At 43.8% G+C, this 24,496-nt stretch carries 38 protein-coding genes; 12 read left to right on the forward strand and 26 right to left on the reverse strand.

Features of this window, described 5'->3' with window-relative positions; translation table 11 throughout:
- Positions 1-6 precede the first annotated feature (6 nt).
- Positions 7-306: a HigA family addiction module antitoxin gene (locus V7K21_RS20065; protein WP_335177006.1), complete on the forward strand. Its 300-nt coding sequence runs from the start codon at positions 7-9 to the stop codon at positions 304-306.
- Between the two features lie 154 nt (positions 307-460).
- Here the strand turns inward: V7K21_RS20065 and V7K21_RS20070 are convergent, their stop codons facing one another.
- Genes V7K21_RS20070 through V7K21_RS20080 form a run of 3 tightly spaced genes read right to left on the reverse strand, consistent with a single transcriptional unit; the run spans position 461 to position 1,427 of the window.
- The gene (locus V7K21_RS20070; protein WP_335177007.1) at positions 461-697 is read right to left on the reverse strand and encodes a hypothetical protein; all 237 of its coding nucleotides are present in this window, start codon (positions 695-697) and stop codon (positions 461-463) included.
- Positions 698-753: 56 nt separating this feature from the next.
- On the reverse strand, positions 754-885 hold the full coding sequence (locus tag V7K21_RS20075) for a hypothetical protein (protein WP_335177008.1): 132 nt from the start codon (positions 883-885) through the stop codon (positions 754-756).
- A gap of 32 nt (positions 886-917) precedes the next feature.
- Positions 918-1,427, reverse strand: coding sequence for an ERF family protein (locus V7K21_RS20080; protein WP_335177009.1), 510 nt, complete (start codon positions 1,425-1,427; stop codon positions 918-920).
- Between V7K21_RS20080 and V7K21_RS20085 the strand changes: the two genes are divergently transcribed.
- The 3 genes from V7K21_RS20085 (at position 1,395) to V7K21_RS20095 (ending at position 3,237) form a co-directional block, all read left to right on the forward strand.
- Positions 1,395-2,072, forward strand: a complete 678-nt coding sequence (locus V7K21_RS20085; protein ID WP_335177010.1) for a Rha family transcriptional regulator — start codon at positions 1,395-1,397, stop codon at positions 2,070-2,072. The two genes, V7K21_RS20080 and V7K21_RS20085, sit on opposite strands and share 33 nt — an antisense overlap.
- Positions 2,069-2,632 (forward strand): hypothetical protein, encoded by a 564-nt coding sequence (locus tag V7K21_RS20090; RefSeq protein ID WP_335177011.1) that lies wholly within the window; start codon positions 2,069-2,071, stop codon positions 2,630-2,632. Before V7K21_RS20085 ends, V7K21_RS20090 begins: the two co-directional genes overlap by 4 nt.
- A gap of 68 nt (positions 2,633-2,700) precedes the next feature.
- On the forward strand, positions 2,701-3,237 hold the full coding sequence (locus V7K21_RS20095) for a hypothetical protein (RefSeq protein ID WP_335177012.1): 537 nt from the start codon (positions 2,701-2,703) through the stop codon (positions 3,235-3,237).
- A 113-nt stretch (positions 3,238-3,350) separates the two neighbouring features.
- Here the strand turns inward: V7K21_RS20095 and darG are convergent, their stop codons facing one another.
- Entirely contained in the window at positions 3,351-4,409 is a 1,059-nt protein-coding gene (darG, locus tag V7K21_RS20100) for a type II toxin-antitoxin system antitoxin DNA ADP-ribosyl glycohydrolase DarG (RefSeq protein ID WP_335177013.1), read from the reverse strand.
- Between the two features lie 54 nt (positions 4,410-4,463).
- Entirely contained in the window at positions 4,464-5,099 is a 636-nt protein-coding gene (darT, locus tag V7K21_RS20105) for a type II toxin-antitoxin system toxin DNA ADP-ribosyl transferase DarT (protein ID WP_335177014.1), read from the reverse strand.
- Between the two features lie 170 nt (positions 5,100-5,269).
- On the opposite strand from darT, the gene V7K21_RS20110 reads away from it, so the two are divergent.
- The 3 genes from V7K21_RS20110 (at position 5,270) to V7K21_RS20120 (ending at position 8,178) form a co-directional block, all read left to right on the forward strand.
- Positions 5,270-5,728 (forward strand): hypothetical protein, encoded by a 459-nt coding sequence (locus V7K21_RS20110; RefSeq protein ID WP_335177015.1) that lies wholly within the window; start codon positions 5,270-5,272, stop codon positions 5,726-5,728.
- A 93-nt stretch (positions 5,729-5,821) separates the two neighbouring features.
- A complete protein-coding gene (locus V7K21_RS20115) occupies positions 5,822-7,828 on the forward strand; it encodes a pentapeptide repeat-containing protein (protein WP_335177016.1) in 2,007 nt (668 codons plus the stop codon).
- 179 nt (positions 7,829-8,007) lie between these two features.
- Entirely contained in the window at positions 8,008-8,178 is a 171-nt protein-coding gene (locus V7K21_RS20120; RefSeq protein ID WP_335177017.1) for a hypothetical protein, read from the forward strand.
- A gap of 156 nt (positions 8,179-8,334) precedes the next feature.
- On the opposite strand, the gene V7K21_RS20125 is transcribed toward V7K21_RS20120, so the two are convergent.
- The 5 genes from V7K21_RS20125 to V7K21_RS20145 form a co-directional block, all read right to left on the reverse strand.
- Positions 8,335-8,922, reverse strand: a complete 588-nt coding sequence (locus tag V7K21_RS20125; RefSeq protein WP_335177018.1) for a hypothetical protein — start codon at positions 8,920-8,922, stop codon at positions 8,335-8,337.
- Between the two features lies 1 nt (position 8,923).
- Positions 8,924-9,199 (reverse strand): hypothetical protein, encoded by a 276-nt coding sequence (locus tag V7K21_RS20130; RefSeq protein ID WP_335177019.1) that lies wholly within the window; start codon positions 9,197-9,199, stop codon positions 8,924-8,926.
- 89 nt (positions 9,200-9,288) lie between these two features.
- Positions 9,289-10,485, reverse strand: a complete 1,197-nt coding sequence (locus V7K21_RS20135) for a GIY-YIG nuclease family protein (protein ID WP_335177020.1) — start codon at positions 10,483-10,485, stop codon at positions 9,289-9,291.
- Between the two features lie 171 nt (positions 10,486-10,656).
- Positions 10,657-11,355 (reverse strand): hypothetical protein, encoded by a 699-nt coding sequence (locus V7K21_RS20140; RefSeq protein WP_335177021.1) that lies wholly within the window; start codon positions 11,353-11,355, stop codon positions 10,657-10,659.
- Positions 11,356-11,378: 23 nt separating this feature from the next.
- Entirely contained in the window at positions 11,379-11,801 is a 423-nt protein-coding gene (locus V7K21_RS20145) for a hypothetical protein (RefSeq protein ID WP_335177022.1), read from the reverse strand.
- Positions 11,802-11,843: 42 nt separating this feature from the next.
- Here V7K21_RS20145 and V7K21_RS20150 point away from each other — a divergent pair, with 42 nt between their 5' ends.
- Entirely contained in the window at positions 11,844-12,089 is a 246-nt protein-coding gene (locus tag V7K21_RS20150; RefSeq protein WP_335177023.1) for a hypothetical protein, read from the forward strand.
- A 144-nt stretch (positions 12,090-12,233) separates the two neighbouring features.
- Here V7K21_RS20150 and V7K21_RS20155 read toward each other — a convergent pair whose 3' ends face one another.
- The 9 genes from V7K21_RS20155 to V7K21_RS20195 all read right to left on the reverse strand — a co-directional run bounded on the left by V7K21_RS20155 (position 12,234) and on the right by V7K21_RS20195 (position 16,851).
- Positions 12,234-12,623 (reverse strand): hypothetical protein, encoded by a 390-nt coding sequence (locus V7K21_RS20155; RefSeq protein WP_335177024.1) that lies wholly within the window; start codon positions 12,621-12,623, stop codon positions 12,234-12,236.
- A complete protein-coding gene (locus V7K21_RS20160) occupies positions 12,623-13,036 on the reverse strand; it encodes a hypothetical protein (RefSeq protein WP_335177025.1) in 414 nt (137 codons plus the stop codon). The genes V7K21_RS20155 and V7K21_RS20160 overlap by 1 nt, the downstream gene beginning before the upstream one ends.
- Positions 13,037-13,047: 11 nt before the next feature.
- A complete protein-coding gene (locus V7K21_RS20165) occupies positions 13,048-13,278 on the reverse strand; it encodes a hypothetical protein (RefSeq protein ID WP_335177026.1) in 231 nt (76 codons plus the stop codon).
- Positions 13,279-13,281: 3 nt separating this feature from the next.
- Positions 13,282-13,863: a 3'-5' exoribonuclease domain-containing protein gene (locus V7K21_RS20170; RefSeq protein WP_335177027.1), complete on the reverse strand. Its 582-nt coding sequence runs from the start codon at positions 13,861-13,863 to the stop codon at positions 13,282-13,284.
- Positions 13,864-13,867: 4 nt separating this feature from the next.
- Positions 13,868-14,563: a hypothetical protein gene (locus tag V7K21_RS20175; protein ID WP_335177028.1), complete on the reverse strand. Its 696-nt coding sequence runs from the start codon at positions 14,561-14,563 to the stop codon at positions 13,868-13,870.
- A complete protein-coding gene (locus V7K21_RS20180; RefSeq protein ID WP_335177029.1) occupies positions 14,563-15,366 on the reverse strand; it encodes a phage tail fiber protein in 804 nt (267 codons plus the stop codon). The genes V7K21_RS20175 and V7K21_RS20180 overlap by 1 nt, the downstream gene beginning before the upstream one ends.
- A 104-nt stretch (positions 15,367-15,470) precedes the next feature.
- Positions 15,471-15,785 carry a hypothetical protein gene (locus V7K21_RS20185; protein ID WP_335177030.1) on the reverse strand — a complete coding sequence of 105 codons (315 nt, stop codon included), beginning with the start codon at positions 15,783-15,785 and terminating at the stop codon, positions 15,471-15,473.
- A 324-nt stretch (positions 15,786-16,109) separates the two neighbouring features.
- Positions 16,110-16,580: a hypothetical protein gene (locus V7K21_RS20190; RefSeq protein ID WP_335177031.1), complete on the reverse strand. Its 471-nt coding sequence runs from the start codon at positions 16,578-16,580 to the stop codon at positions 16,110-16,112.
- A gap of 61 nt (positions 16,581-16,641) precedes the next feature.
- The gene (locus V7K21_RS20195) at positions 16,642-16,851 is read right to left on the reverse strand and encodes a hypothetical protein (protein ID WP_335177032.1); all 210 of its coding nucleotides are present in this window, start codon (positions 16,849-16,851) and stop codon (positions 16,642-16,644) included.
- Positions 16,852-16,898: 47 nt separating this feature from the next.
- Between V7K21_RS20195 and V7K21_RS20200 the strand changes: the two genes are divergently transcribed.
- Positions 16,899-17,024: a hypothetical protein gene (locus V7K21_RS20200; RefSeq protein ID WP_335177033.1), complete on the forward strand. Its 126-nt coding sequence runs from the start codon at positions 16,899-16,901 to the stop codon at positions 17,022-17,024.
- A gap of 151 nt (positions 17,025-17,175) precedes the next feature.
- On the opposite strand, the gene V7K21_RS20205 is transcribed toward V7K21_RS20200, so the two are convergent.
- From V7K21_RS20205 to V7K21_RS20215, 3 genes are all read right to left on the reverse strand, one after another.
- The gene (locus V7K21_RS20205; RefSeq protein WP_335177034.1) at positions 17,176-17,565 is read right to left on the reverse strand and encodes a hypothetical protein; all 390 of its coding nucleotides are present in this window, start codon (positions 17,563-17,565) and stop codon (positions 17,176-17,178) included.
- A complete protein-coding gene (locus V7K21_RS20210) occupies positions 17,562-18,959 on the reverse strand; it encodes a DUF4055 domain-containing protein (protein ID WP_335177035.1) in 1,398 nt (465 codons plus the stop codon). The genes V7K21_RS20205 and V7K21_RS20210 overlap by 4 nt, the downstream gene beginning before the upstream one ends.
- A 275-nt stretch (positions 18,960-19,234) precedes the next feature.
- The gene (locus V7K21_RS20215; protein WP_335177036.1) at positions 19,235-20,140 is read right to left on the reverse strand and encodes a hypothetical protein; all 906 of its coding nucleotides are present in this window, start codon (positions 20,138-20,140) and stop codon (positions 19,235-19,237) included.
- Positions 20,141-20,235: 95 nt separating this feature from the next.
- Here V7K21_RS20215 and V7K21_RS20220 point away from each other — a divergent pair, with 95 nt between their 5' ends.
- The 3 genes from V7K21_RS20220 (at position 20,236) to V7K21_RS20230 (ending at position 21,750) form a co-directional block, all read left to right on the forward strand.
- Positions 20,236-20,535, forward strand: coding sequence for an HU family DNA-binding protein (locus V7K21_RS20220; protein WP_335177037.1), 300 nt, complete (start codon positions 20,236-20,238; stop codon positions 20,533-20,535).
- A 76-nt stretch (positions 20,536-20,611) separates the two neighbouring features.
- Positions 20,612-21,508, forward strand: coding sequence for a tyrosine-type recombinase/integrase (locus V7K21_RS20225; protein WP_335177038.1), 897 nt, complete (start codon positions 20,612-20,614; stop codon positions 21,506-21,508).
- Positions 21,505-21,750: a hypothetical protein gene (locus V7K21_RS20230; RefSeq protein ID WP_335177039.1), complete on the forward strand. Its 246-nt coding sequence runs from the start codon at positions 21,505-21,507 to the stop codon at positions 21,748-21,750. The genes V7K21_RS20225 and V7K21_RS20230 overlap by 4 nt, the downstream gene beginning before the upstream one ends.
- On the opposite strand, the gene V7K21_RS20235 is transcribed toward V7K21_RS20230, so the two are convergent.
- From V7K21_RS20235 to V7K21_RS20250, 4 genes are read right to left on the reverse strand one after another with little or no spacing between them, the layout of a single operon-like run.
- On the reverse strand, positions 21,713-22,150 hold the full coding sequence (locus tag V7K21_RS20235; protein ID WP_335177040.1) for a hypothetical protein: 438 nt from the start codon (positions 22,148-22,150) through the stop codon (positions 21,713-21,715). The genes V7K21_RS20230 and V7K21_RS20235 overlap by 38 nt on opposite strands.
- Positions 22,137-22,544 (reverse strand): DUF6464 family protein, encoded by a 408-nt coding sequence (locus tag V7K21_RS20240; RefSeq protein ID WP_335177041.1) that lies wholly within the window; start codon positions 22,542-22,544, stop codon positions 22,137-22,139. The genes V7K21_RS20235 and V7K21_RS20240 overlap by 14 nt, the downstream gene beginning before the upstream one ends.
- Positions 22,531-23,544, reverse strand: a complete 1,014-nt coding sequence (locus V7K21_RS20245; RefSeq protein WP_335177042.1) for a DUF6464 family protein — start codon at positions 23,542-23,544, stop codon at positions 22,531-22,533. The genes V7K21_RS20240 and V7K21_RS20245 overlap by 14 nt, the downstream gene beginning before the upstream one ends.
- A complete protein-coding gene (locus V7K21_RS20250; protein WP_335177043.1) occupies positions 23,531-24,202 on the reverse strand; it encodes a hypothetical protein in 672 nt (223 codons plus the stop codon). The genes V7K21_RS20245 and V7K21_RS20250 overlap by 14 nt, the downstream gene beginning before the upstream one ends.
- Positions 24,203-24,496 lie beyond the last annotated feature (294 nt).

Here is a 24,496-nt window from a genome sequence, read left to right on the forward strand (position 1 = left end):
GATAAAATGACACGTTTACCTATCCACCCTGGAGAAATCCTTGCTGATGAGATTAATGAATTAGGTATATCCGCAAGTGAGCTAGCGCGTTTTCTTGATGTGCCTAAAAATCGAATTACTGAAATAATCAACGGAAACAGAGGAATTACTGCCGATACAGCTTTACGATTGGCGCAGTATTTCGGGACTAGTGCTGAGTTCTGGATGAACTTGCAAAAAAATTATGAGCTTCGGTTAGCTGAACAAGCAACAGGCAAAGAAATCCAACAGACCGTTCGCCCTCGCGTATTAGCCTCTTGTTCATGAGTTACAACTTAAAACTATTTCAGCATAGAAATGATGGGAAAGCGATTGCTTTTGCTCATTTTTTTGCAAGTGAAGCCTCCTGAAAAACTTTTCACAATCCCGACCTCACTCTTTAACCTCATGAAAAATTTTTCATGAGGTTAAAAATCAGTTATTAATTTCTAGAAGCGCGGTGCAGTTCCATTGCTGCATCTTCCAAGTGTTTGATCGCTTGCTCAGGATTTGGTCTTTGGCGGAACATCCAAGCTGCGATCGCCTCTAGTAAATCCTGGAAAGAAAAGCCCTCTTGTTCTAATAGAGTGATGAATTCATCGAAAAATTTAATCAGCCCCTCTCTTCTGGAATCTCGCAAAGCGGTGCGAATGTGTAGCTGTTGCTCGGAATCAATCATGTTGTTCACCTGTAAAAAGAAGTTGTTTGACTAAGCCATCCATCACTTACCAATCCTTATCTCCTACCGCCACCTCGATGAGGGCATTCTTGAGTAGATCCATTGCTGGTAGCGAGTGCTGGAACGGTAAAAGAATGCGCGAGAAATAGAGCCGCACTTGCAGCTATTAGCAAAGTTTTCAGTTTCATAGATTTTGATAATTGATTTAAAACTTGTGGAACTATGCCTTAACCTGCGCTTGATGTGGCGATTGGACGTGCTGCATCCAATCCTGAATCGTCACCACTTCATCTGCACCCTTAGCCACTGCATCGACAACGTGCTTGGCGTAACTGTTTTGAGCATGGTTTGGATGGTCAATTTTGTTTGATGCCCAAGCTAAACACATGGTTTTTACCAGGTCGTCAACAATGTTTACTTCAAGCTGACTTGGGCGCTCAACATTTTGGAAACTTAGCCACTCCTTAACTAAATCAACAGGGTAGTTAAGTAGAGTCCGTATTTGCTTAACTCGTAAGTCTTGTGGGTGTACTACAGTTTTGGCTGTTCCATTACTAGAACCTTTTAACTGCAATCGTCCTTTAGTTTCGGTATTTTTTTGGCCGGCGACATTACCATCGTTATCCTCGTCAGCTGCTACGCTTAGAATTGCACACAAGCTATAGCGTCGTGCATAGGTTAGAGCAGAGCCAATTTTTTGGGGATCGTTGACTCTCGGCTGATAGCCCAAGAGTTAGGCATCCAACATAAGAACTTTTTAGCAAATTTAGACAAGTACATTGAGGAGATAGAGGAGGACTGGGGGACTGTCGCGTTTGAAACGCGAGAGTTCAAAACCAACCAGGGCAATACTTCAACAGAAAGGGTGGCGTTTCTAACGGAACCCCAAGCAACTCTGTTAATGACCTACAGCCGCAATACTGAACAGGTTAGACAGTGCAAGCGACAGCTGGTCAAAGCATTTGAAAAAGCAAAACTAGTTTTATCAAGTGCGGTTGAGTTGCGGGTGGTGGAGCTAGAGCAAAAATTGGCAGCACAGAGTGAAGCGATCACTCAACTGCAATCTCAAATTCAAAGCTTACTACCATTACCTGCTGACTTTATCCCGCCAGGATGGGACGCGGATATATGGGCAACACTGCCACCTCCGGATAAGCGTCATTTTAGGTTTATGTTCCGCCGTCGTCGCTTCCGTCCTGGTAATGAGGTTGAGGTAAAAACATTGTTTGCTATCACCAGTCACCAAATAAGACTTCAGCAAAGGGCTGAGGTTGAACGACTAATTGGGGAGGTATCAGAGGAAGAAAAGCAGAAGTTTGACGCACTCAAACAGCAGGTGTTGAAACAGTATTGCTCATTTGGGGGTGAGTCATGACCACAGCATTAAAATCAATCAATGGTGGCAGGCAACAGGGCAAGAAACCAGCAACAGAAGAGAAAACAATTAGACCGCACTGCAAAATCTCAATTGAAGATGTTGATTGGGTACTTCAGCAAGCCCCCTCTGTTCAGGAGCTTTATCTGGAGTGTATTAGAGCAGAACAGTACGGCGGGGCTGCTCATGAATTAAAAACCAATCTGACATACAAATCTTTTCAGAAAGCCAGCACCGTTCTCTCTGCTCAGGGCATATTCGAGTTTGAAGAATTATTTGGGCGATTGCCTTCTGGTAGACCTGGTTTGATTGGGTATCGCGTTCGTAATCTTCACGGTTATTACAATCGCTTTTACTGGGAATCGTCCACATCTGGGGAAAGCAATTCGCATGACGAGAAACCTGTACATGCCGGGAAGGAAATCAACCAACCCGAAGAAAATCAAAAACACTCCGACGTGGAGCAAATCCAGCTTGATTTGGAAACGTTCCAAAAGAATGGTCAAAAAAGTGAAGATTTACAAGGGTTTCAAACTACTAACAACGGCGCTAACAACTAATTAACTACCTACCAACAACCAACTAAGGTTGTTGGTAGGTAGTTGGTTCTGACGCACTTGCTGAAATTTTGCGTGTAGATGAAACGGCGATCGCACTCTTGGGGAGTGCGTCGCCGACTATTGTCGAGGTCGTGGAAGAGAAGGAAGAAGAATCGCCGACGGCGACAGACTGCACGACGTTAGCGCTTGTAGATACTGCATCAAGTCAACCTGCTTTGTTGTCAGCAGAAAACCAAAATTCTGGTGATTCGCGAGGAGACTGTCATGAAGGGACAAGTTCTGCCGCCGCAAAAACATTAACTCAAAGCGAGATATTTGATTGGTTGGATAGAGCGGATGTTGGAGTTTGCCCCCCACTGTGGGTAATTCAATATTTGCTAGATAGCAAGTATTATGCCAGTATGAGAGCTTCAATAACTAAGTTTGAGCAAAAGTGGAATGTGTCTGTAATCGATTATCAAGCCACGCTAAAGGAAGAGAATGAAGTTGACTGCAATAAGGCGAGAGCGGCGCGGAAAGAACTGCGGAAAGAAAGAGAAAGCAAGCTTAAGTTAGCGAGTATGTCGGGCGATAATCCGGGGTTAGATTTTCTGCTTGAATGCTGAGATGATGTCGCACTCTGGAACAAAGTCAAACAGCTGATTGCCCAGTATCCAGAATGGGGTGTTGGTTATGCAGAGAGGAGGTTGGTTGGTAGGGATAGTTCATGAAGAATTTTTCATTCCATCATATTGGGTGAATTCTTGGTTAACCAGTTTTGTTCACCTAAACGTTGCCAAGCTTTGCGAATATGTTCTGGCTTAAATAGTTTACGCTTACGATCGCTCCATTTATGCACCAAGGCGATCGCTTCTTCACTATTTTTTGCTGGGCTGGGGTGTTTAGTAACTACCCAGTGAACTGTCGCTAATAATTCCATGCCATATGGCGTTTCAAAGCCGTATATAAGTTTGCTAACTCGTTCTAAACGCTCTTGGGCCTCTGTTTCTGTTTTTAAAAAAGTCTTTGCTGTTTCTCTACCTTCTGGCAATACATAAATGCTTGCTCTGCCAGTACCGTCACCATAACCAAGAATGTAATGACCTTCTATGTGTTTCAAAACTTGGTTAAGGTTATCTGCGTAGGGGCCATATAAATGCTTTTGATAAGGTAACTTGAGCAATTCACCTGTTTCTTGGAGAAAATAGGCAAGTTTTTGGATTTCTAGCTTAGTTAACTCATAGCCAGGAATACCATAAGCTTCCAATAGTCGAATGATTAAGGCTCGTCCACGGGTCATGTTGGGTTTTTTAGTTGCCACCTGCATTTTTTCTGCTGCTGGTGCGCCTGATGGCTCAAAAATGATTACTTGCACATGAGGCAGTTGGGCAAAAGCTGATTCTATTAAAGGCTTAACTTCTAGCCAATTTAAGCCACCGTTGCCGCATCCTAAAGGGGGAATGGCAATTGAGGTAATACCTAATTTTTGCACTTCTGCAACTAAAGCCACCAATCCACTTTTGATGTCTTCTATTTTGGATTTGCTTTTCCAGTGACGCTTGGTGGGGAAGTTTATGATATATCTGGGATTAAACAGGCTACCTGTTGAGACGGTAAACATCCGTCCTGGTTGCACTTCTCCTGTACGACAGGCTTTTTCGTATTGGCGAAAGTTCTCTGGATAAGCTTGCTTAAATTGCAAGGCGATACCTTTACCCATGACACCGACATTATTAACGGTGTTAACTAGAGCTTCGGCCTTTTCTTCTAATAGATTGCCTTGCTTAAACTCAATCATCTCCCTTCACTTTCCATACATTTGTACTATAATTTTACATTTATCTCAAAGCTTTTAATAATACCATTTAGAGTAAACCCCAACAGGGGTCTTAACTTTAAAGTTTTGTAATATTTGTCTGACTTGTGCTTGAATCGTGGTGTTAATAACTCCAATTTCTTGAATTAGTTGCCAAGGGAAAAACTGATGGACTAAAAACTCGGCTTGTCTTCGGCGTTTTCTGTCACCGTCTTCTTCTGTATCAGCCCAGTAGTAAGCTTCCATAATTTCCCAGTCAATCATCCCATCTAGATACAAATATTCAATTTCATTAAAAAAATCTGTATATTCCATAGCTGCGTGTCCATCCGCACCTACAAAACATAGTCCCGCACTGTCAACAGCTTCGGCACTAGAGACTAAATGTAAAATTGGTATTTGTCCACCGCTATATTTATCTACAGTTTTTTTGTGATTAGCATAGAGCATAGGCGAACGTGGAGCAAAATAGAACGGTACATAATCATGTAAAGTTCCACCAGCGCCACAAGGGACACTTTTCATTCCTCGTCTATCTTGGATGTGTCCATGAGCGATATCAAAGTATTTAGTTTTTTCTTGCCTTAGCCTGCTATTAGACATCAATCCACCTGATTGGAGAATGGAGGATAAGTTGTCGATGTGGGTGATGTGGTAGATAGGGGTGGGCATTACAGTATGCAGTTACAGGTATAGCTAAATTATTTTTAACCTGATTAACTCTTACTTTTCCAGTTAATAAGTTGTATGCACCCTTGGGGGGTGCGTCGCCTCCATCCGTCAGCAGCGCGTGAGAAAAGAAAGAATCGCCTACGGCGACAAACAGCACAACGCTGAGAAGAGTGGATGAACAAGAGGGTCAATCCGCTTCGTTGCTGACAGAAAATCAGGATTCGGGTGTTGAACCGAGAGACTGTCATGAAGGCGAAAGTTGCGCCGCGCCTGCTGTTTTACCTTTACAAACCCTTACAAACACCGAGGTATTAAACATCCTAGATGCTGCAAGCCAGGGAGTTTGCCCCTCTCAAGATGCGATCGCAGTCCTTATGAAAACATCTCATGCACGGTCACTCATGGGTGCAATTACTTTAAATCCGCAGTGGGGCATCAATTTGGCGGATTATTCGACCGTTCCGCAGGATTTTGCTCAAAACTCTAAATTGCGATCGGAACAACTCAATCGACTTAAATCCTATGCAGCAATGGGGGAATGTCCACCAGACGAATTTCTGCAAGAATGCAAAAATGACCCGGTGCTGGCGATTCAAATAAAACGAATGGGATTGCAAAAACTTTGGTAAATATTCTCATGCAAAAAGAAGCAATATCTGATCATTCTTGAATTGAAAGCGGTGAGCGTGTAGTAAAATTTGCTTACCTCCGTAAAGTGGAATATGGTTTTAGATTTCTCCAGTCAAAATCTCCGAGGACGCAACTTTAAAGGTAGGAAAGACCTTGCGGGTGCAAACTTTAGCAATGTCGACATGCAAGGGACAAACTTCACTAATGCTAATTTAACAGGTGCAAACTTCAGCTATGCCAAAGCTGGACTGCAACGCCGTTGGGCAATTTTACTAGTCCTTCTCTCGTGGCTGTTGTCGGGAACTTCAGGATATTTATGGGCTTTCAATGGTAGGTTGGTGTTGTTCATATTTGATTCCTCCGGGGAAAATGACTATATTGTAGGCTGGACTGTACTAATCATATTGATTGCTTTCTTTATTATTACGATTCGCCAAGGACTATCAGCTGGTTTAGGAGCCTTCGCCTTCGTCGCAGCCGTAGCCTTTGCCTTAGCCGGAGGCTTCGCCTTCGGCTTCGCCTATACCTTCGCCTTCGCCTTCGCCGCAGCCTTCGTCGCAGCCTTCGTCGCAGCCGTAGCCTTTGCCTTAGCCAGAAGCCTTGCCTTCCCCTTTGCCTTCGCCGGAGCCGGAGTCGTAGGCGTAGGCTTCCCCTTCGCCCTAGGCTTTACCTTCGCCGTCGCCTTCGCCGTCGCCGGAACGTTACTTAGCATCTACATCAGTTGGCAAGCCATGAAAGGAGACGAAAAACACTCCTTAATTCGTAATATCGTGATCGCCTTTGCTGCAACAGGAGGTACAAGTTTTCATGGCGCTGACTTAACAGGTGCTGATTTCACCCAAGCTACGCTCAAAAGTACAGATTTGCGAAACACTATCCTTATCTGTAGCTGTTGGCATCAAGCCAAAATGCTTGACCGTATTCGTCCTGGCTCAACTTATCTTCAAAACTCACAAGTACGTCAACTGTTGGTTACAGGACAGGGACAGGACAAAAACTTTGACCGTCAAAACCTCCGAGGTATCAACTTAAAAAAAGCTAACCTAGCAGATGCCAGCTTTATTGGCGCTGACCTCAGTGAAGCCAATTTGCAAGATGCAGATTTGTCAAGAGCAAAACTGAAGCAAACGCAACTAGACTGCACAGATTTAACAGGTGCAACACTCACTGGAGCAACTATAGAGGACTGGGGTATTACTGGTGAAACTAAACTCAATGAGGTGAAATGTGATTACATCTTCATGCGATTAGAAACAAAAGACAACCCAAATCGCTGCCGTAAACCAGATGATTGGAATAAAAACTTTGAAAAAGATGAATTTACAGAGTATATTGCTCCCATTGTCAAAACTCTAGACCTGTACCACAACACAGAAGTTAATTTTCGTGCAATCCAAATAGCTTTAAACCAGTTAATCGAAAATAATCCAGAAGCAAAAATTCAAACTGTAGCGGTAGAAAAACGTGGAGTTAATAAAAATAAACTTTTAATCAAAGCTGAAACAGCAACAACCGCTAATCACTCAGAATTAAATGCCGAATATTTTAAGAGTTACGACACTTTTATATCTTTATCACCAGAATCTTTATTAGAATTACTAAAAGAAAAAGATAACACAATTAGTTTATTAGACAAAAAAATTGAAATAGCGCTAAAAACAGCTATTGAAAAACATAGCGTTAATACAGAAACCTATAACAATCAAGAAAATACAATGTCACAAGCACCGAAGTATAACCTTAATAATCCAAAATTTGGTGGTGGTTTTTCAGGAGATGAAGGCACTACGATAGGCGGAACTTTAAATGATTACTCATCAAATATTGATTATTCGTCAAAACAAAACCTTACTGAAGCTGCCGCAGATATTCAACAGCTTTTGACTCAACTGCAAACTCAAGGATATAGCCAAGAGAAAGCGCAACAACAAGCTGCTCAGGACTTGGCAAAGAAAGCTGATAATGACCCCACAGTTTTAGGCAAGTTGGTTAAATGGGGACAGTCATTAAGTGATACCGCCGCTAAAACAACTGTAAGTGAAGCCGCAAAAGAAGTTTTCAAGATAGCGCTGAGACTATCGGGTATACCCATACCATAATTTTTAACTATGACTCGGCTATCTGGCAAAATCGCTCTACATAAATAAAAACAAGACCCCGTGAAAAATTTTTCATAGGGTTAGTTGACGCAAGCTGAAGAGCGATCGCTCTTAAGCTTGCTAACCAGATCCGCAAGTGCTAGAAACAGTGGTGTTTACGGCAATTCTAACGAAGAATAATGAAAAACTTTCGGTGGAAGCGGATTCTGCTAGCTACAGGCTTGGGCACGTTAGTCATATTTATCGTCGTAACAGCTTATCGTGAATGGCAGGTAACACAAGGTTGGTGCGTTCGCTTTGCCCCTGATGGCAGGCAGACGGCTGTGTATGGCGATGACTGCCGGAAGTGACCATCGCCTTTCATGTCCATACCAGGTGAAAAATTTTTCGTGTAGTTAGTTCACGCTTGGTGAAGGGCGATCGCTTTTGCGATGATTGCTAGAAATGAGCGATGTCTGTGGTGAGCTACGCGTGATCACCTTCATCCATGAAAAATTTTTCAACTATCAAGAGTGTATTACAGCACTTGCTTTCAAATTGTGATTGGGATTTGATAACTCTTCCCTAATCCTCTTCTCCAAAAAGAAAAGCCAGTTAATGCACTCCATTTGAGATTGCCAGTTGAGGAGTGGGTTTTCATTCTCGTGAACCACTAAGAGTGCTAACGATGCCACACCGGCACAGGCACGACGCGGTGCAAGTTCACGCATTGCAAAGCTTTGGGTAAATCCTTCCAAGTCAACATCCCAAACATTAATAGGAGTGCTGTTGCCATTGGGAAAAACCCGCCAGACCGCAAAACGATGTGTGTGTGGAGAGCTATTCGCTCGAATTTTGATAGTGGTGCCCTGGAATTTCCCAAATACTTCTCCATGTAAGTCTGGGAGATAGTCAAGGGTGACGAGGTAATCGCAACTTCCGTGCGGTGAAGTGATACGGTAGGTTGCAAGTCCCCCTGGTGTGGTGCGTTCAATTCGCAAAATAGCGCAGTATTTGCCGTACCATCGCTTGATGATTTTTGGTGAGGTGCGGCGTTTTTTCTTCGGCTTGAATAATTGCCGAATCCATCGCTGTAGTTGCTGTAGCCATTCCACATTACTTCGGCTCCTTGGTGGATAAAAGTTTCCCAAAAGCCAGAGCGATCGTATCGGTTGGCAAGCCCAAAATCCCAGCAATTAAAACAACACAGGGATAGAAAATTTGGGCGTTGAGTTCACGGGTGGCGATCGCAAATTCAATCTTCCCCCCGGTTTCGATTTTGAAGGAAGTATTTATAGACTGAACTCCAATCAGGGTCGTGAGGAAAAGTGCGAATAAATAGGAATATCCCTTGCCAAGGCGAGAGTCGTTTTTTGGTGGGGTGATGGCCATTTTTTGGCAAGGTGGGTGTACAGTTTCAAAATTCCCCAAATAAAAAACGCCCCTGTCTAGAGGCGCTGATGATGGAGAATGGGGAGATGTTAGGCGTAGCGGCAGAGATAACCTTTGTAGTGTGATCGCTTGCCACGAGCGACTCTAATTAAGCCAGAATGATCCAATCCAGTCTCCTTACTGAATTTAAAAATATTCGTGACTGCCAATTCTTCCCCTTGTGGCGTGGTTACAATGTAATCCTTGGCTTTTCCTCGAAGTGCCAAACGTTTAATGCGGATTTCTTCAGGTTCATCAACTAGGTGACACATCCAGCCTTTGTAATGACGCTTCTTACCATTCCATACGCTCCAAATTGCAGAGAAACTTAAGCCTTCCTTAATACAAAATTCATACAGATTTTCGACTGTGATTTCAGCACCAGTGGGTGTTGTGACGATATACTCCTTAATTCCAAATTTCAGCTTTAGTGCGGCGATCGCTATTTCCTGCTCTTCTTTTGTGACATGAGCGTAGCGACATTGCCAGCCTGCGTGAGACAAATATCTACCCTTCGCACAGTCAATCATGTGTGTTGATGTCAAGTTGTGATGACGACAGAATGCTGATAAGTTCTTGACATCAATATCTTCACCATCTGGACTAGTAACTATATAATCTTTGGAATTTGCTTCTGTTGCCGTTTGAGCAATTTTTTTTCGTATTTCAGGAGACAGAGGATTGTCTACATTGAACTTTCGCAGGTTTTCCATTAACCCTGGAGGGCGTTTTATACCTCTAAGTTTTGCGGCAGTTTTGGCTACCGCTTCGGGTGATCGCTTTATCCCAATCCTAGCCTCGCTAGCTATGCGTTTAACTTCCTCGGATCGTTTGATGCCTGTAAGAGCAATGCTTATTCTCTGCCTGGTTTCAACAGAAGCTTTTCTACCTTTAAGCTTGCTCACGCCGTTTCTTTTACCTGGGTAAAGGCAGATGGCAGATGGGTTGATATTGTAGCTTTTGTTGTGATATCCAACCCCATTAGCATCAAGAAAGACTTGCTCAAAATCCAAACATTTTTCTGATGGACAGACCAAGGCAATCTCGAAAGTGAATGCGTCTATGCCGTACTTATTAAAGTGATTTTGGAGTATTGGAGAGTGGTGCTTTCCGTGATTTAATGTCCAACGGTGAAAAGTTGCCCTCTTTCTGAAGCCTTTAATGCCGGATGCTGAACCGATGTAAATAAAATTGTTGATTTTGCAGCGAATAATATAAACACCCGTTTCGTTGCTGTTACTATACATATAGATCTTGCTTTAATTACGACAAAGTGATGGTTTAGTGACTCATATTTTGTTGATAGCAAAGTATGAGCCACGCTTTTATGTGAAACTAATTATACTATGAAATAAAAGCTCAAGTCTATACTTGGTAAGGACTTGAGCTTTTTAAATATTTGATTTTATTCTTGATTCTTAATTTAAAGAATATCTGGTAAGCGTGGGTGAACCCTGTCCCATAAATGAAAGCGACACTTTACATATTGCTGTCGATTCCAGTGATTTATCTACGTTCATCACCACAGTCGCACCCTTTAAACCATCACCTACTGCATAACCTGGAGGTGGTGGATCTTGTTGCCAAACATAAACCTCACGCCCTGAAACAGCGTTAGCGCCAGCGTAAAAAACACGCCGGAAAGCTTCATCACTAGAAAGTAAATTTGCAGTCCAAGGCAGTTCCCAGGATTGTCCGGTGATCGCCCCATCTTTATAGCCAAGGACATCTTCAAAAACCAGCACATCAGCCCGATCGCTATTCAATTTTGCGCTCAATTGTGTACCACCCAGCAGCCGCAATTTTGCCACGTAATTAGCTGTGGAACTGCCTGTTAATGCAGCAGTGGTGGGTTCGACATGCAGAACAGTATCACCAAGTTTTGCGTCTTGAGTTAAGTAAACAATAAGCTTATCGGTGCCATTGTCAAAGGTCAAAGGTGTGCCACCTGCGATCGCCCCTGTTAATGCCGTCACAGTGATGGTAGATGATGCGGCAGTAATGCCAGTTGTGGCGATCGCTGATACGTCATCTGGTTCGGTACGATCGCCCAGTGGAAGTAAGGCGACAAACAGCTTTACCTTATTACCCGCACCGACTTGAAAATTCTTGCTCATTCTGATCTCCGGTTAAACCGCAGTCAGAGTTCCCGAACCTCCCAATCCTTCAAGAAAATCTTGCATTGTTCGACAGTCAATAACTTATTAGATGCTGGCATTGGACTAACTCTTTCTATCAAGTAATCAGCAGGTAATTCCCCTGTCAATTGTCCAATTACTTCCATTAAACTTTTATTTGTATCCCACTGCTTGAGGTGAATTTCCCAGGTGTTTGTGCATGTGCGATCGCCCCCTAAATTTCCCTGCACTTCTGGGTATGGCTGTTTGATTACCACTTCAAGTCCTTGAACTTTGGTTCCGTTTTCTGGATAATTCCAACCTTTGTCTGGGTCGGGGAGACAGGCGATCGCGATTGATATGGTGCGATCAGGAAATGTGTAAGTTCCTAAGAAATCTTCTAATATTGTGAATACATGGGTTCGTAAAACAAGAGCTTCTATCACGGCAGTATATTAATAATTTAAGGCTTTAGTGGGGGATTAGTTATGGGAGAAGCAAAACGCAGAGTGCAACTAGGGCATGGGCGACAAAAGCCTGCTCTGCCAGATTTAAACAAGCCCCGCGACTGGACTATCAATAGCTATAATCCCCATACCGATACATATTTGATCGAAAGTGCTGAAAATGGGGCTGTAATAGTCTCTTGCTTAAAATGTCATCAAAAGCTAAAGGAGGGTGCTATTTACAAGGGATATAAAGATGAAAATAAATATCTTCAAATTGTGGAGTAAGCAGAGGCATCCTGCCAAAAAGCCAAAGTTGAATAATTTTTCAACAATAACGCAAAGCAGCAAAATGCGCCACAGAGAGTATCCCGGTGGACACTTTCAAAGCGAAGTCTGCTGGGTAGATACTCTATCCGGCGAGCTTCGCGTTCAAAGCGATTTATCAAGTTGCTGCTGCATAATTCCTGCTGCATCGCACTTCTCAAGCCCGACTTTTGTCCAGGGTCTAGCAGGTAGTTCAGTGCCGTTTTTAGTAGTTGCTCCATCATGTACGATCGCAGCATAATCAACTTCCCAAGTGTACTCAGCAGCGCCCGTGGTGCGGCTAATTACAAGAGAATCGTAGAGTCCTCCGGTATCGTAGATATCACGAGGACTGCCTACGAGGTCGGAATTTTGGCGGAGAGTTTCACGCGGCCATTCCCAGATATCAGAGGTGATCGCATTTTGAAACGCTTCTCCCTGCGCCTCGGCTGCCACATCAAAAGCGCGGTTGATGATGGAGTTTAACTTTGATTGGTTGATGTTAATTTTGCTCATCAATTTCTCCGAAATATCCCCCGGATCGGCGTAATCGCATCAATCCCCATCGCCACCACATAAGGGGATTGCACCACTGGCAATAGTTTAAATCTCCCCGTCTCTGGAATGCCTTTAGCCATAGTTATTTCAATGTCTGCTTCCATCAAAAATTTAACCCCTTGAGGGTAAACTTGCGGCTCTACCAAATAGCCTTCTAGCAGCACAGCATGACCATCAGCGCCAGCGAATTGTTGAATTTCGTCAGCGTAACGCGAAACGGTGCTGTAGTCTGTGGTGGGCTTGAGAACGGATTTAATAGTGATGGGTTGGTAGTTAAGAGAACGGTTACCAACTGCATTAATGCTATAAGTGCCATCAGCGACTTGAAATGTGAGGATGGTGTTGTCAAATCCTAAGAATGGGGAAGACACTAAATGTAATCCTATTCGAGACTCTCAAAAACATCATCAACTATTGTTTTTGCCAGGGACTTCGCTGACCTTTCAACCGTAATCCTTGCTACTGCTACTGCTGCTGCTATCCAAGCTTGCTGAATTTTCAGGGAAAGATTTTCCCATTTAGGCATAGGCAATCCTTGATAATTTTTGAAATCAGTTGTTTGACCGTAGGCGTGGTATGCAATTTGTGCTAGCTCTAATTCTTCTGAATGCATTTTTTAACCTCTTTCAACTACGCAATCTTCTTCAAAGATTCTCAAAAATTCCCAAGCTCGTTTGTTCCAAATAGCATCGGCTAAGGCGTTGTGTACTCCCAAGCCTTGTTCTGGTAGTCGGGGATTGCCTAGTTGGTTGCACCATTGCTTGATGTCGTTCGTATACATTGGAAACCCTTTGGGTAGGTCAATCATTGCCCCAAACAGCCAGCACAAAACTACCCAGTCGTAGCTTCCGTAATACGTCCAAAATTCAATATCAATTCCTTGTTCTGGTTCAATCTGTTTCAAGGTTTGATAATCAAGCTTCCTCAAATCATTTTTGAAGAAGGGTTGCTTGACAAAACAGATAATGTCTTTGGCGATCGCCCTTTCGGTTTTCCATTCTTCGTCTGTCGCTTCAGGTTTTTCTGGTAAGTGTGTTAGTACATTCTCCTTTACCCAGTCATTAGCTTTGCTAAGGTCACATTCCCAATTGATCGCATAGTATTCTCTCAAGTCAGAAGACACTATGCCAATAGAAATGAGTTCAATTGTAGAGCCACTTTCTATGAATTCAGTATCTAGGAAATACCTAATTGTCATTGCTTTACCCCGCCGAATAAACCGTAAAACTTCCAGACACCACAGTATAAACTCTGCCCAAACCATCGTTGGATTTAAAAGTGTAAGATAACTCAACTTCTGAATCTGGAAAGCTTGCTGTATCGCCAGGGTCTATATAGAAACTACCCATCATGGTTTCAATTTTGGTTTGGGGATCAACGATAGGAGAGGTTTGATGGACAGTTACACCAGTTTTGACAATAGGCGTAGCAGTCGGATCGTCTTTGCGCTTGGCGGTAAAATTAGCGGTCAATCCGCTTAGTTTTTGCCCTTGAATTTTGAAGGAGAGAGGAGTTAAATCTCCCTTCACCAGCCGCGAACCACTGAATGCAGGCGCGTTTAGTCCTAGCAGTAAACTCCCTAAATCTGCCCTATGTAAAGTCCCTTGGGGAGGGGCGACAGGGGAGACGTTGAGGAAGAATTTGACTTGGGAATCAGTAGTAGATGCGATCACCCCAGGTGGAAAATGTAGTTTCCGCAAGAGTTTGCCGGATAATCTAGAAGTGATAGCAACTGCGTCGGCAATGACTGAGCGTTTTTTACCCAAAGCTACAACAATCGCTAGTGTGGTAGTGGCGATTAATCCAGGCTTGCCGAAATCTTTGCGGATTTTAATTGCGCTGATGTCGGCGGTGGTGGTGGATGCAACTGCACCATTCGGAAAATTCAACTGTGCCATTAGTCGAGTGTAAAGGTAAGAGTTAAGCCAGGAATGGCGGGAATAGTGCCAGCACTAATTACCTGAGTTGCAGATAGCGCATATCTCCCAAGGTAGTTACCACCGCTCGATGCATCAAATAGTTGCACATGAGTAATTGTGCCTTGAGAACCTGTAGCCTCACCAAAGTTGATATCCAGGGCATTTACTTTACTGCCAAGAGTGGCGATCGGGAAGTTATTAGTGTTGTTGGTCACGCCTACACGAGCATAGCCATTACCACTTGGTTCGGTTCCAGCGATTGCATCAGTAGGGCTGCTGGTGGCGTAAGCGGCGTAAAGAGTTGGAATTATGTTGAATGGCACGTTGCCGAATAGCTGATTGAGCAATGCATTCTTCACGTAATTGCTCAATCCCCCGACTGCAAATTGTACCTGAACTGAACCTACGGGAATTCGCATAGCATCCCCGACGGTGATGTTGATTGGAGAAGTTAGCGGAAAGTACACCAGCATGTTGCCACTGGTGGGAGAGTCGAATACTGCGATCGCCATTACTTGCCCATGATTGCTAGTAGCCTCAGCAAACTGAATCTCCGTGGCATTGGTCTTAATTTGGTTTGCCGTGATGGCAAAATTTGCAGTGTTGTTGGTAACGGCGATCCGTTGGTATCCGCCAGAGTTTGGCTCTGCGCCAGGGCCAGTTTCGGATGCCACACCAACCATGTAACCAAAATACAATATATTTGGTGTAGCATAGGGCACGCCACCAAAGAGTTGATTCAGTAATTGTGCTTCACAAAAATCGCTGAGGGAGCCTGACATGAGTTAATTTACTGACATAACAACATTTACTAGGATTCCCTTTTTAGCTAGCTATTGAGCATTAATAATAAGTTTTTTAGTTGACAGTTTACAGACAGTGCCTGCTAACTGTCCAGTATCAACTGTCTGTCATCTTCAACTAAATCAGCTTTACTCAAAACTCCCAAATTAATTTCTACATTTTCTGCTTCAAGTATTTGTGCTGCTTCATAAATTGAGACGCCTAGAAATTCCGCAAACTTTGATAAAGAAATTTCTTTCTCTTTATATTGATTTATCCATCTTGAGCAATTAGTCAACCAGTTTTTGAAAGATTCCAAGGGAGTATTGCCAACTCCCGGCACGCCCTCACCTGGGTTAAGATAAGTTTTCCATACAATCAAGCTATTGTATTTGGCAGTGGAAAGATGCAACATCATAGTTTAACTGATTTCGGGATGACTGGAACAACTCTAGTTGTAACTTCCGATCCCACTTCTATCAAGGCATCTGGTTGCACAAATATTCTTATAAGAACAACATACCAATGACTTCTGTGTTATCTACATCTTCTGCATCAGGGTTTTCTAAAAGTTGCTTGACTTCATCTATTGCTGAATGAGCCTGAGTAGGATTAAGTCGAAATGCAATGAAACTTCAATAATGCCTAATATTAAGGCTTCTTTTGCGCGAAGTCTGCTTGGCGTCCGTATCCCCGTGGCGAGCTTCGCACTTTAATGCGGTGTGATTTCTTCCATTTCTTCCTAGCTTCTTAGTAACATTCCTCCACCACCCATAGAATCTGGGGATGGCGGTAAACTCAATTGATAGCGTAACTTTTCAATCAAGTCATCCCTTTGAGAAAACATTCCTGCACTTCTTGATCCTGTATCCCACTCCAGAACATCGGCGCGTTTCAAAGCTGAATTAACACTTGATCGCTCACTCACGATCGCCCTTTCCACGGACAGGAAATCAGCCATTATCTGCAAAACTTGATTAACCAAAAACTCAGACTTCTGCTCAATCTTGTCTAGGCGCTGCCAGATATCATCCTCCTTAAAAACCAATGGTACTGGGCGATTTTTCTGGTATTCAGTGGGAGTGAGGGTGGCATCAAAGCGGTAGAAATCGTTGGGTGGATCAGCGTACTGCTCGCGCATTTGGTCAGTGCGTAGCAGTGCCTCGTTGAGAGCGGTGATAATTTGATATCGTTGTTCTAAAGTGAATGGCATATGCCGAATTATCCAATACGAGATAATTATTCTTTAAATTATTTTTTTGATTATTCCAACTTCAAGAGTGGATTTGAGGATCAGGAATGGGGAGAAGTAAGCGACGAATATGACGATAGTTTTGGAGATTTGGATGAACTTGGTTGTTGCTTCCCTGATTACTGTTTGATACTAGATGTCCATCTAAAGAGTGAATGTTATCTACTCGAAATGTTTGAAGCGTTTCTGTATCCCGGTATTTGTGGCTACGTGGGTCAAATTGATAGGGCATAAGAAGGCAGCTATGCTGATGGCGGTTCTTGTTGGAGGAAAGAATTTTTGCTGATAGTAGAGCGTCACATTTATTACGGATATAAGATAGGTTTTAATGGACGGGGAGTAGCAATGGAGAATCCGGTTAATCCGGTATGTACTCAGAGGGGCTATCAGGCAGACGAGCGGTAAGGCTACCAAAATTTGTTATTTTAATTGCTACGAGTATTTATCCTTCTGCCTTTTGCCTTCTGCCTTCACTTGGGCATTTATGAAAAGTTTTTCATGAGGTTGTGATCGCTTCACCATTAGATCCACATCAAACTGGCGGATGGTAGAGAGTTCAAGCAGTTGGGCTAGGGTTAGGGGTGTCCCCTTGGGTTGGAAGGTTGGCATTTTTTAGCTTCACTAATGCGTGGGCTACGCAATTGATTGCCTGTTCCTGGGCTAATTGTTCAGGTGTTCCAGAATCCGCGTTAAATGGGACAAAGTGCAAGTGCAGCAATTCATGTACTAGCGTCTCTTCCATACAATAGGGACGCATACCGCCTGGTTGGTCAGCAGGGTCTAGCAACTTAATATCAGCTATTTTCTCTTGGAAGTTCCAATGTACATTCCCCCAAGCACCAACTGAATCTCTGTGGGGAACCACCAATACCTTCACATCCCAGTCTTGGAGCTTGAGAATACGTTGCCATTCCTGACAAGCCTGCTGCGGATTTTCTAAAATCATGGACTTAATACCTCATCTTTTGGTTGAACTTGTTGTGTCATCGCCACTTCAGCATCGATGTCAAATTGCCTTGGTAGAACTTTACCCGCTTGCAGCAGTAGCAACAGGGTGCGGTGGCTAATCAGCCCAAGGGACTGAAGGTCTTCCAATTTGCCTGTTTGCTCCGGTGTAAGTGGAATAGATAGCAGTGATTCATCCTGGGTGATACCGCCGCCAACACTTTCTCCGGTGTAGCTTACCCAAAGTTTAAATATTTGCTGTATTGCTGATTCCTTGCGGCGGGCCACGCCTTTGAGGTTAGCGCTGGTTTTGGTGGAGTCCAGAAGTACTTCTGTCGCGGTCTTTTGATGTTCACCACTGGTTAAAAAGTCCAGGGTCATCCTGTCCATTGCCGCCTCTAGGTCTTTGATGTCGTCCTTGGAAGCAGCGATCGCCACGCCACTTGGTTCAGCAAAGTAAAAATCTCCGCTTGCTGGGATATCTAATACTGAATTGGGCCCAATCACCAGTGGAGGGACATTTTTTAATTCTTGTAGCCCTGTTATTAGCCCCTTTCTCACCGGCACGGGTAGGTTGCACTTCCTAAGTACCTCGTTTAACTGGCTGCGTTTCTGATAATGCTCAATATTGAGCTTCGCGAGATTGAGGAACGGCGCTTTGGCAGAAAACAAGCCGCTTTCGGTGACGGAGTAATAGACAAGGGGAATTTCTGTAAGGCTGGTAAAACCGTGGTCAACTTCTATTAATTGTTGACCTCTTTCAGTATCAATAATTTGATAGATAAAAAAACTACCTGGAACCAACACCCGATAATAAACGACTTCCTTCTCCCCATAGTCTCCATCTGGCTCTAATTGAGTCTCACGGATGGTCACTCGCGTTAATTGGGGCAAGCCGTTTATCTTGGTTGTCCGCCAATTGAGGATGTCGCGGCGATCAATTAATACCAGATATGGGCGGCGATCGCTCTCTAATAAATCCGCTTGAGAATTGATACTTGGGTCTTCTGGGGGATATTCCACCATGATTCCACAACAGCCATCCCGCAGGCAGTATTGGTCAGCTTCGTGGAAAAATGTCCACAAGTCGTTGCCGCACTGGTCGATATTGTCTTTATTATCTAGGATGCTTTGAGCAACATCGTCGTTGAGGCTGAAAACGCTCAAAAGCCCTGCGTAGTCTTTGATTGCAGGCTCGAAGCGATTGTCGAAGGTGGTACGGCGGATGCGATCGCTCCACGCCTGGGACGGTTCCTTGGTTTCTTTGGGAAGGTAAGCTTTTTCTCTGCCTTCTAATTCGTTCCAGCAATCAAGCAGCAGCAGTAGATTGCTGGAGTAGGCAGCAGCTGCTTTCGATTGGGTTGATGGTAAATTGGTGGAATTGGTGGGAGGCAAGCTACGCAATTGATGAGTGTACGTAGCAAAAGTTCCCCAATTCAGATATCATGAGACTATTAACTTTTTTTGTTCTGCTGCTTCGGTGCAGCTTCTTTTGACCTTTCAAAGGCAAAGGCAGGACTTGCACCTGCATCCATTCTGGTTACTACCCAGGAAAGTCAGGCATGAAGCCTCAACTTGCATTTACTATTTCTGCCACTCTGCCAAACATGATCGCTTTGTCCACACCCAACAAGCATAATGCACGGGTTTAAGTGATCACGTCTATATTATTACTCTTGGTTTGCCGCTGCTGCCATACTTTCTAACATCACTTTAGCGCCCTCAACCAGTCTTTCTTGTACTTCCTGGATATTGGGTTCCTTTGTGAATAGCTCGTAGGCGGAAAGTAGCTCTTTTCTCAGGCTTATGCCAAATTCACTTGTGCCTTCGATGAAGGCGCTAATGACATCAACATTGCTCGTATCTTGTATGTTGACTTTTTTAAAAAAATTCTCTAGCGTCTCCTGAACTCCCTTCTGGGTCAAGTTTGGCATATTTACCTTTTTGCCAGTCTTGGTTTTGATGATGTCCTCAAAAGTTAGTTTAGAGGCTAAAATTTTAGTCTTTGCTCTACGAGGAGTTGATGGCTTAGGTGGTTTAGGGGGTAGGGGAAATCCGTCTTGATTTTCAGATGTGCCACCATTGTTGAAGCTTGTAGCGTCATTTTTGAGAGACTGTGCCCACTGTAAAACCACACCATTAAAAGCGGCTTCGGTTATCATTTCTGCTCCATCTTCAGTTGGATGAATTACCTCTTTGGCAACGCCTAGCAGTTTTTTCACTTCAACCGGGGTTTTATTGGTGGCTCTTACTAAAATATCCAAACTCAAAAATCTTGTTTCCGTACCTGTGCTATCAACATTCGTTAATTTTTCTGCAACTGTAACCATACTGTTATCAACTCCTGTTTCCTCACATTCTAAGCATATTTCAAAGTTCAGGAGTGGTTGTAATTTCTGGGTTAGTTCTTGACGATATTGGAGCAAAGTCTTAAGAGTGCAAAGTCTCAGACATCGCAGATGCAGGATTGTTTGTCCATCAAGTCTTGAAATATAAGGTTTTGTTTCTGAGAGGAGCGATCGCAATTCTGGCTCATCAAACAATAAGGAAATCAATTGAGCATTGTTAATTTTCATGTCTTACGTTCTTTTTTTCCTTCTCTCCCTTTCTCCCTAAGAAGAGTCAGTGCTAGATTTCCTCTGTGTTGAATGCAAATTGCAGGTAGAAGCACATGAACAAAGGTGAATTAGTTGATGCTGTAGCTGAAAAGGCTGGTGTTACCAAAAAACAAGCTGATGCGGTCTTGACAGCTGCATTGGAGGCAATTATGGAAAGCGTGACTGATGATGATAAGGTGATGCTGGCGGGGTTTGGGAGCTGGGAGCGACGCGATAGAGCTGCACGCGAAGGTCGTAACCCGAAAACCAACGAGAAAATGGATATTCCAGCGACTAGAGTGCCTGGGTTTTCGGCTGGAAAAGCTTTTAAGGAAAAAGTGGCTGGTGATTTTGAGAAGTCTGTTGCAGCTTAAAACTTTATGCAACAAAACATGAATTTTGTAGCATAAAGTGTTTGGAACTCTAAAACCGTAGTCTTTTAAGGTTTTCATGAGTTCCATTTCCCGCGTCTCGACTGACCAAAAGCTCATTGAGATGTGGTTGCACGGACGGCCCATTTCTACCCAAAAAGAGTACCGTCGCGATGTACAAGTATTTTTTGAGTTTGTAGCTAAAGGATTGGCAGAGTGCGATTTAGAAGATTTGCAAGGCTACTCCAATCACTTGGATGAAAAAAGCATTAAATTAAGTACCAAGCGCCGCAAACTGAATGTTGTGAAGTCGCTTTACAGCTTTGCTGCCAAATTAAACTATGTTCGCTTCAATGTGGCGGCGGCCCTAAAAATACCCAAAGCCAATAACTCACTGGCTGGTCGAATTCTCAAAAAGAAAGAGGTTTTGAAGCTGACCGCCAAGCGCCAAAATGTGAAAGTGACCACGGGGAATCTTCCCCGTGGCGCATTTCACGTGAAGTTGCGCGATTACTGCTTTTTGAGGCTACTTTATGCAACTGGGATGCGGGTAAGCGAGATATGCCCTTTGCTGTGGAGTGATTTTTATGAGCGTGATACTGGGGAAATCCAAGTAACTATCTTGGGGAAAGGTGACAAGACACGAACGGTATTAGTGCCAGCAACGGTCTGGGCAGAGATAGAAGAGTTGCGGGATAATGTCGATGAAAGCAGCCCTGTGTTTGTCTCAGTTAGAGGCAACGCCATAGAACGGACAACAGCACATCGAATAATTAAACAAGCTGCGGCTGCGTCTGGGGTCAAGCCTGAAGTCTCTTGCCACTGGCTGAGACACGCTCATGCCCAGCACGCTTACGCTGGGGGCGCACGCATTGACTTGTTGCGGGACTCACTAGGACACAGTAATATTAGTGTCACGAATGTTTACCTGGAAAGCAATCCAGAGGATTCTAGTAGTAACTACCTCGGACTATGAACTACATCAACGTATCCCGTGCAACTGTTGCCGATCTTCAGCCTAGAACCCGGCTCTACGCTTATAACGGCGATGCTTGCTATGTAGCCCGAATTGGTTTCAACCAGGACTTCGCAGTTTACAAAGGTGGTAGTGACTGGGGACTAGATACAGTAGCTGACCACGGCATTAAGATAGGTGGATCGTTGGCTATCAGGTTGTTTCCTATTTGTGCTGTGATGGGTTTGAGGCATAGTTATTAGGTGATGATAGACTGCCAAACTCCACTAAATCAGGAGCCTCACCCACATCGGCGATAAACCCCTCAACTGCATTCTCCTTCGTGCCATACATTTCGCGGATATGAGCGCAATCATTCCTATCCCAAAAATACTCTACTCGGTGCTGTGCCCAATGCCAGGCTCTTTCGGGCGACAAGTCAACAAAGATGCGCTCACACGCTAGTGGTTGATAATTGAAAAGGCGGCGGTCTAAATACCAGTCAACGTGTTTCAGCATTTTATCCCCAGCGCGGTTACTCACACAGAATGGTGTGACACCATCGCGACTATTCCAGATCCACTCCACCTCACTGCCGTCCTCAGCAGCATACTTCATCAGGCAAAATGCTTCTCTGTACCGATATCTGTCAAAGCTTCTCATAGTCCTTGCATCCCTGACACTCCCCACTGGGATTTATAGCACACCGGAGATGAGGCGATCGCGCATTCCACTTGCACCCCACATCGCCTATGGAATGGGGTTCTTGGCAGGCATTATTTAAGGTACTGGAAAATTCGTCAATCGTGACTCCAGCCCTGTTTATTTGCCGAAATACATCACACATTGAATGTATATCAGCACTTTGACTCCGGCTTGCAGTATCCAACGATGAGGTTATACGCCTATTCCTCCAGTCCCAATACGCCACCCATACCCAAATACCACCAAATATTAGCCCCATGACAGTCAGCCAACCACCTTGGATAATAAAACAGATGGTGTTTTCGGTAATGGCGATCGCTCCTAGTATCGTAAACCAGTCAAATTTTTTCATAATGTTGGCAACCTTCGCACGGGCCGCATGGGTTCACGGCACAGCGTAACATTCTTGATCCTGCATTATATTTGCAAGTCCGCAATCCAAGTCCAACGTAATCACTATCTGCGTGGATGTCGTCGTATTCGTCTAACAATCGTCCAAATGAGCGACGATTTTCTTCCGAGACAATCGCTCCTTCTCTTCTTGGTAGTCTGGGAAGCTCAATTGGGCGTTCCAAGTATGGTGGCGATCCCAGCCATCGGTCAAAATATCCACTTCTGAGTATCTCGATCTGCCCTTGCTCAATCATCTGAGCTATTCGCCCAAAAGAAGCCAGTCTGTTATTTTTTGGGCAGGTAGTAAAGGTGATGCGGATTTCATCTGGCGAGCTACCGGACATATTTAGGGCTTGCTGAGTATTGGGAGAAAAGCGAAACCGCCTTTCTTCGCCAATTTTGAGCCATTCCAGCAATTCACCTTGCAACAGCATTCCGTCAACCTCTACACCGCCACCCCTTACGATGGCGTTGCCAGGTATCCACGCTTCAATTGTTACTTTTGGGTGGTTGCTGGCAAAGTCTGTATGTTGAGTGAAGCTATATAAAATCAAGGTAACTGAAGCTCTTCCCGCCTGATGAATTCCAGCTAGGAAACCATCTCTCCACCTGACGATAACCCAGTTTTGACTGTCATTGGCGACAACGGATCTTCTGATGCGATCGCCAAGATCAAGGGCTAAACGCTCAAGAAACGTAGCATTAGCACAAGCAAGCTGGCTGTGGTCTAAGATTTGCTCAAAGCTTTGCCGTCCCGAAGGTTCTGATTGCCAAGAAAAACGAATCTGCCATCTGCGCTCAAAATGGTAATAACGAGCATCAATCTGCGAATAAAAACCCAGTTGTTGAGTTACTAAATTCAATAAACTTTTAATTGGGTTGACATTGACTTCATGCGTAGCATCCGACCATAGATGCAACGTGTAGTTACCCTCTTCAACTCTCTCAATCTGATTCATTTTTTAATAGTGTTGACAACAAACCTCTAGCTTCCTTACAACGATAGCCCAGGTGTTCTAATTGGCCTTTGAGTATGTAAGCTTCTCCTGAAAAGTAATCAAATATCCCTGATGTCGTCCATTTTTGGCACTGATTAATATTTTCTAAGCTTCGCTCTATACCTTTTAAAGTATTTGCCAATTCTTGATATTTCTTGGCTTGCTGCTTTCCCTCCCACTTATCAAGCCAAGAGCGAGGCAGGCTATCTGGATCGTGCCCCAAAATATAAACCTGCTCTAAAAAGTCGATTTTATCTTCCCAATTACCCTTCAGTGCCCAACCATCATGCTTCTTGGAAAATTTTTCATAAATGATTAGCTGGATTTTGTATTTCTCCCAAAGCTTCTGTCTGTGGGTGCGATCATAATCCACGAGATAATCGCATCCTGGGATTCTGAGCTTTATATAGTGTGAGCCAATGGGAATTTTCCGTTGATTCAAGTACTCACAGATATCGCGCCATAGCCTGATATCCTCATAAGTCACAGGCTCGTCCCATTTGTCGATTAGCGCTTCACAAAATCTCAGCCCAGCATCAACATCTAGGCAATCACCTGGTAAGTATTCGTAAGCAATGCGATCGCCATTTTCATTAAAAATAATATACGCCCAATACATATCATGCTGATTGCTGCTAAGTAAGTTGGCCTAAATAAAGCAAACTATATAAAGAAAAATAAAGCTCTGTAATTTGCTTGTAGTAAGCGCTTCAACGCTAAAAGGCTTACTACAAGCGTTTAATTTTTTACACCAACTTACTTACCTCCACCTGCGTAAATGCAAATTTGGCGATCACGATAGGGTGAGCAGCAGCAAAATTTTAGGGCATCTTCGATGCGTTGTGGTGGAAATTCAGCCATAAAAAACCCCATGAAAAAACACAACCTTTGTATTACGGGAATTACAGGATAC

It is taken from the genome of Nostoc sp. (assembly GCF_036919595.1).
Taxonomy (GTDB): Bacteria; Cyanobacteriota; Cyanobacteriia; order Cyanobacteriales; family Nostocaceae; genus Nostoc.